7 protein-coding genes and 1 pseudogene are annotated in these 5,820 nt (G+C 60.4%); 2 read left to right on the plus strand and 6 right to left on the minus strand.

Translation table 11 applies throughout. The features are described 5' to 3' along the window. Window positions 1-24: 24 nt before the first annotated feature. The 5 genes from ACNPP0_RS23235 to petA form a co-directional block, all read right to left on the minus strand. On the minus strand, window positions 25-480 hold the full coding sequence (locus tag ACNPP0_RS23235; protein WP_448707123.1) for a ClpXP protease specificity-enhancing factor: 456 nt from the start codon (window positions 478-480) through the stop codon (window positions 25-27). 13 nt (window positions 481-493) lie between these two features. After that, window positions 494-1,105, minus strand: coding sequence for a glutathione S-transferase N-terminal domain-containing protein (locus ACNPP0_RS23240; RefSeq protein ID WP_006216817.1), 612 nt, complete (start codon window positions 1,103-1,105; stop codon window positions 494-496). A gap of 154 nt (window positions 1,106-1,259) precedes the next feature. Then, on the minus strand, window positions 1,260-2,120 hold the full coding sequence (locus ACNPP0_RS23245) for a cytochrome c1 (protein ID WP_332609081.1): 861 nt from the start codon (window positions 2,118-2,120) through the stop codon (window positions 1,260-1,262). A 23-nt stretch (window positions 2,121-2,143) separates the two neighbouring features. After that, window positions 2,144-3,532, minus strand: a complete 1,389-nt coding sequence (locus ACNPP0_RS23250) for a cytochrome b (protein ID WP_448707124.1) — start codon at window positions 3,530-3,532, stop codon at window positions 2,144-2,146. A 73-nt stretch (window positions 3,533-3,605) separates the two neighbouring features. Then, entirely contained in the window at window positions 3,606-4,247 is a 642-nt protein-coding gene (gene petA / locus ACNPP0_RS23255; protein WP_332609078.1) for a ubiquinol-cytochrome c reductase iron-sulfur subunit, read from the minus strand. A 140-nt stretch (window positions 4,248-4,387) separates the two neighbouring features. On the opposite strand from petA, the gene mscL reads away from it, so the two are divergent. Continuing rightward, window positions 4,388-4,834 carry a large conductance mechanosensitive channel protein MscL gene (gene mscL, locus ACNPP0_RS23260; RefSeq protein ID WP_332609076.1) on the plus strand — a complete coding sequence of 149 codons (447 nt, stop codon included), beginning with the start codon at window positions 4,388-4,390 and terminating at the stop codon, window positions 4,832-4,834. 96 nt (window positions 4,835-4,930) lie between these two features. On the opposite strand, the gene ACNPP0_RS23265 is transcribed toward mscL, so the two are convergent. After that, window positions 4,931-5,707 carry a Nif3-like dinuclear metal center hexameric protein gene (locus ACNPP0_RS23265; RefSeq protein WP_332609074.1) on the minus strand — a complete coding sequence of 259 codons (777 nt, stop codon included), beginning with the start codon at window positions 5,705-5,707 and terminating at the stop codon, window positions 4,931-4,933. Window positions 5,708-5,726: 19 nt separating this feature from the next. Between ACNPP0_RS23265 and ACNPP0_RS23270 the strand changes: the two are divergent. Further along, a pseudogene (locus ACNPP0_RS23270) lies at window positions 5,727-5,820 on the plus strand (2-alkenal reductase); the annotation flags it as partial.

The following is a 5,820-nucleotide window of genomic DNA, read 5'->3' on the forward strand; positions in this document are numbered from 1 at the left end:
CCCGCCGTCTTTGGGTAGCGGATGCTATTTGACGATGGTCAGGCGCGGACGCTTGGGTTCGTCGTCGTTGCCGCCGTCGTCGCCGGTCGGGGCGTCGGATTGGGCACCGGAGCCTTCGGGGGCGGCGGGTTCCGCCGCGCCCTGGGCGCCGGCTTCCGGCGGTTCATAGGGCTGAACTTCAAAGCCCATGCCCGCGCCGGTTTCGCGTGCGTAGATGGCGCTGACGGCGCCAACGGGAACGTAGACGTTTTCGGTCACGCCGCTGAAGCGGGCTTGGAATTCGATGAATTCGTTGCCCAGCACCAGACGGTTGGTGGCCAGCGTGCCGACATTCAGTGTGATCTGACCGTCACGCACATGCGCGACGGGCACCATGGTGTGCTCATCGACCTGTACGGTGATGTACGGCGTGTAGCCGTTGTCGGTGCACCACTCGTGCAGTGCGCGGATCAGATACGGTTTGGTCGAAGTTTCACCCATCACACAACCAGCCTTAACGACGCATCACTTTTTCCGAAGGCGTCAGCGCTTCGATGTAGGCCGGGCGCGAGAAGATGCGTTCGGCGTACTTTTGCAGCGGAGCAGCGTTCTTGGGCAGTTCAATGCCGTAATGGTCCAGGCGCCACAGCAGCGGAGCCACGGCCACGTCCAGCATCGAGAATTCCTCGCCCAGCATGTACTTGTTCTTCAGCAGCATCGGGGCCAGTTGGGCCAGACGGTCGCGAATGTTCTGGCGCGCGTTGGCCAGCTTCTTCTCGTCGGGCTTGGCGCTGCGGTCTTCCAGCGTCGAGACGTGAACAAACAGTTCTTTCTCGAAGTTGTACAGGAACAGGCGGGTGCGGGCGCGCATGACGGGGTCGGCCGGCATCAGTTGCGGATGCGGGAAGCGCTCGTCGATGTACTCGTTGATGATGTTGGACTCGTACAGAACCAGGTCGCGTTCGACCAGGATGGGCACTTGACCGTACGGGTTCATCACCGCGATGTCTTCGGGCTTGTTGTACAGGTCGATGTCACGGATCTCGAAGTCCATACCTTTTTCGAACAACACGAAGCGGCAGCGTTGCGAAAACGGACACGTGGTTCCGGAATAGAGCACCATCATGGTGAAAGTCCTTTATGAAAAACGAAAGGCCAGCGCCTAAATCTAGCAGGCGCTGGCCCCAATTGCCAGACGGGATAGGCGTACGGCCCTATCCTCCGTTGCCGTCCCTTATTAAGAATAGGTAGCGGCTTGCATGCCTGGCGGGGCGTTGCGGTTAGCGCACGTGTTTCCAGTACGAGGCGTTCAAGCGCCACGTAACCAGGAAGAACAACAGCAGGAACAACATGACGCCAACGCCGAGACGGACGCGGAAAGTCTGGACGGGCTCTGCCATCCAGGACATGAACGCGGTCAGGTCTGCGACGTCGTTGTCGTATGTTGCGACTTGGGCCGGGTTGGCGGCCTTAAATTTGGCATCAAAGGTGGCATGGCCCCGGTAATCAGCTACCGGTTCGGCCTTGACCGTGGAAAAACCTTGAGCATCGTACACCGTCGTGACGCGTTCCCAGGTTTTGGGTGCGCCTTCCTTGGCATCCTTCACTTCCACTTCATGCATGGCCGTGGTGGTCAGCTCGCGCGGGCCCTGGCGTTCCCAGAGCGCGTGGGGCATGCCCACGGCCGGGAAAACCAGGTTGTTCCAGCCCGTCGCGCGCGACGAGTCACGGTAGAAGGTGCGCAGGTAGGTGTAGATGTAGTCGGCGCCGGACGGGCCGGCGTTGACTGATTTGGCACGGGCGATCACGGACAAGTCCGGGGGCGTCGTGCCAAACCATTTCTTGGCGTCCTTGGGTGACATGGCAACCGTCATCATGTCGCCCACCTTTTCGCCGGTGAACAGCAGGCTTTCCTTGATTTGCTGGTCGGTCAGCCCGATGTCCTTGAGCTTGTTGTAGCGCATCGAGGACGCGCTATGACAGTTCAAGCAGTAGTTGACGAACAACTTGGCGCCGTTTTGCAGCGACGACATGTCGTTGACGCGGTACGGCGCCTTGTCCAGCGGGAAACCGCCTTCGGCGGCAAATGCGGTGGTACACGTGAGCATCAAGGCCACGGCACCAATCAGCTTCTTGATCATGGTTAATCCGTTATCTGGTGGGCTCAGTGGGCGTGGAACGTAACGCGCTCGGGCACTCGCTTGAAGGTGCCAAGGCGGCTCCAGACCGGCATCAGGAAGAAAAATGCCAGGTACAGCAGCGTGCCGATTTGCGACGTGATGTTCAACGGCGGACTGGGCGGCTGCGTACCGATGTAGCCAAGCACCAGGAAGTTGACCATGAAGATGCCGTAGATCCACTTGTGCCACGTGGGGCGGTAGCGGATCGACTTGACCGGGGAATGGTCCAGCCAGGGCAGGAAGAACAGGATGACGACGGTGCCACCCATGGCGACCACGCCCCAGAACTTGGCGTCGATCACGCGCAGCAGCACGGCCACGGCGATCAGGATGCCCGGGACCACAAAGCGCAGGATGCCGCGCATATTGCTCTTGATCAGCAATACCAGCGCACCCAGCACCGATGCACCCGCCAGCACCCACGTGAATTCGTCGGTGGTGGCACGCAGCATCGAGTAGAACGGCGTGAAGTACCAGACCGGCGCGATGTGCGGAGGCGTCTTCAGCGAGTCAGCAGGAATGAAGTTGTTGAACTCGAGGAAGTACCCGCCCATTTCCGGCGCGAAGAACACGATGAACGCGAACACGAGCAAGAAGCCCGCCACGCCCATCAGGTCATGCACCGAATAGAACGGGTGGAACGGAATGCCATCCTTGGGCCGGCCGTACTTGTCCTTCGGGCCCTGCTTGATCTCGATGCCGTCCGGGTTGTTCGAACCGACTTCGTGCAGCGCAACCAGGTGGGCCGCGACCAGGCCGACCAGCACCAGCGGAATCGCGATGACGTGGAAGGCGAAGAAGCGGTTCAAGGTGGCGTCCGACACGACGTAGTCGCCGCGGATCCAGATCGACAGCTCGGGGCCGATGAACGGAATGGCGGCGAACAGGTTCACGATCACCTGGGCACCCCAGTACGACATCTGGCCCCAGGGCAGCAGGTAGCCGAAGAAGGCTTCCGCCATCAGACAGAGGAAAATCGCCACGCCGAAGATCCACACCAGTTCGCGCGGCTTGCGGTACGAACCGTAAAGCAGCCCGCGCAACATGTGCAGGTAGACGACGACGAAGAACATCGATGCGCCGGTTGAATGCATGTAGCGCACGAGCCAGCCCCAAGGGACCTCGCGCATGATGTATTCAACGGATTGGAACGCGCGTTCGGCGTCCGGCTTGTAATGCATGACCAGGAAAATGCCGGTCACGATCTGCAGCACCAGGACCAATAAGGCCAGAGAGCCAAAGAAATACCAAAAGTTGAAATTCTTTGGTGCGTAGTACTCGGACAGATGGGCTTTCCAGGTGGATGTCACCGGAAAACGCCGGTCCAGCCACCCCAACAGGCCTGTTGTCTCGACGGTTTTCTCGCCAGCCATGTAACGGCTCCTTCTCTAATACGTGGCGTATTTGTTTTACTTACGTAATCGGGAAAAAAGCGCGACGCGAGCGTCAGGCCTTGTTGTCTTCATCGACGCCCACAATGATGCGGGTGTCGCTCAGATACTGGTAGGGCGGTACTTCGAGATTATCGGGAGCAGGCTTGTTCTTGTAGACCCGGCCAGCCAGGTCGAACGTGGAGCCGTGGCAGGGGCAGAGGAAACCGCCTTGCCAGTTGGCGCCCATGCCGCCACCGCCGCCCGTTTCGAAGTGCGAGGTGGGCGAGCAGCCCAAGTGGGTACAGATGCCGACGCAAACGAAGATCTCGGGCTTGCGCGAACGAGCCTCGTTTTCGGCGTATTTGGGAGTGAAGCCAGGCCGCTTGGAGTCGGGATCGGCCAGTAAAGGGTCTAGCGTCTTGAGGGCGGCGAGCTGTTCGGGAGAACGGTGAATGATCCACACCGGCTTCCCACGCCATTCCACGGTTTTCATGGTGCCGACGGGTATGTCGCCGATATCCACTTCAACGGGGGCCCCGGCCGCGCGGGCCTTTTCAGAGGGAGAAAACGTGCTCACAAGCGGCACTGCCGTTGCGACACCTGCTACGCCACCCACAGCACAGGCGGTGGTAACCCAGAAACGTCGCGAAGGATCAGGTGGCAGGTTGGGATCAACCGCACCGTCATCATCGTGTACCAGCGTATCCTGACTCATCTTCCTATCCTTGTTGATGCGCCCGCTCTACGAGTAGCATCACTTCTGCGGCATCGGGTTCGCGGGAATATGTAACAACATAGCAACCGCGTATTATAGCGCCAGCCCACTCAAGGGCGTATCACGAAGGGAGTGCTTTTATGAGCAAAAAGACTGGTTTCGTCAAAGAATTCCGAGATTTCGCTGTAAAAGGCAACGCAGTTGACCTAGCTGTTGGTGTGATCATCGGTGCGGCGTTCGGCAGGATCGTCGATTCGTTGGTTAAAGACATCATCATGCCGCTGGTCAATTTCATCCTGGGTGGCTCCGTTGATTTCTCGAACAAATTCCTGGTGCTGTCGATGCCTGCCGGCTACAACGGCCCGATGACGTATGCCGACCTCACCAAGGCGGGCGCCAATGTGTTCGCATGGGGTAATTTCGTCACCATCATCATCAACTTCGTGTTGTTGGCGTTTGTGATTTTCTGGATGGTCAAAGCCATCTACAAGGCCCGCACCAAGGCCGAGGAAGCACCGGCCGCGCCGGCCGCAACGCCCGAAGACGTGGCGCTGCTTCGCGAAATTCGCGACCTGCTCAAGAAATAAGACACCGCACCAGCCCGTGTGGCCCATGCGCCACGGGCTTGCTGCCCGCTGGGTAATGATCCGCGGCGGGCGTCACCGCTTTATGCCGGTTTAGCTTTATGCCGGGTTATCAAGGTCGATGAATTCGACCTTGATGCCGAAGTGCTCGGCCACCGCCTGGCCCAGCGCCTGTGCGCCGTATCGTTCGGTGGCATGGTGGCCCGCGGCAATGAAGCCCACGCCGGTTTCGCGCGCCAGATGCACGGTGGATTCGGACACTTCGCCGGTGATGTAGGCGCTGGCGCCGGCATCCACGGCGTCGGCCAGCATGCCTTGCGCGCCGCCCGTGCACCAAGCCACGGTGGACAAGGGCTGGTCAGGGTTGCCCACAACCAGCGGTTGCCTGCCCAGGCGTTCAGCCACGCGTTCGCCCAACTGCCCCAGCGTTTGCACGCCGGCGGCCTCGCCCAGCCACACCAGATTGTCTTGCCCGCAGGTGCGCGGGGAACCGTCGTCGCGGCGCGCGGGCGCAAGGCCCAGCACGCGGGCCAGCTGCGCGTTGTTGCCCAGCGTAGGGTGCGCGTCCAGCGGCAAATGATAGGCGTACAGGTTCAGGTCGTTCTTCAGTGCCAGCGCCATGCGCGTGCGGCGCGTGCCGATGATGCGACGGTCTTCGTTGCGCCACATCCAGCCGTGATGCACGAGCACCGCGTCGGCGCCCCGCTCAACGGCCGCGCGCAGTAACGCTTCGCTGGCGGTGACACCGGTGATAATGTGTCCGACTTCGGATCGGCCCTCCACTTGCAAGCCGTTCGGACAGTAGTCCTTGAAGCGCGCGGCTTGCAGGGTGTCGTCCAGCCAGCTGGCCAGCACGTGGGAGTCCACTTTTTTCATTGCTTGTCCTATCAGAATCATGCGCCGATATTGGCTGATATTTGCTCAGGCCGTCACGGTCTGCCTGGCTATTCTATTCGTGGTCACGACCTTGCGACCCGACCTGCTGCGCC

Source organism: Achromobacter semiaridum (assembly GCF_053543755.1).

Coding starts and splice junctions, on each gene's coding strand:
- ACNPP0_RS23250 (WP_448707124.1), bottom strand. CDS start 3,532: ATGGCTGGCGAGAAAACCGTCGAGACAACAGGCCTGTTGGGGTGGCTG.
- ACNPP0_RS23240 (WP_006216817.1), bottom strand. CDS start 1,105: ATGATGGTGCTCTATTCCGGAACCACGTGTCCGTTTTCGCAACGCTGC.
- ACNPP0_RS23235 (WP_448707123.1), bottom strand. CDS start 480: ATGGGTGAAACTTCGACCAAACCGTATCTGATCCGCGCACTGCACGAG.
- mscL (WP_332609076.1), top strand. CDS start 4,388: ATGAGCAAAAAGACTGGTTTCGTCAAAGAATTCCGAGATTTCGCTGTA.
- ACNPP0_RS23265 (WP_332609074.1), bottom strand. CDS start 5,707: ATGAAAAAAGTGGACTCCCACGTGCTGGCCAGCTGGCTGGACGACACC.
- ACNPP0_RS23245 (WP_332609081.1), bottom strand. CDS start 2,120: ATGATCAAGAAGCTGATTGGTGCCGTGGCCTTGATGCTCACGTGTACC.
- petA (WP_332609078.1), bottom strand. CDS start 4,247: ATGAGTCAGGATACGCTGGTACACGATGATGACGGTGCGGTTGATCCC.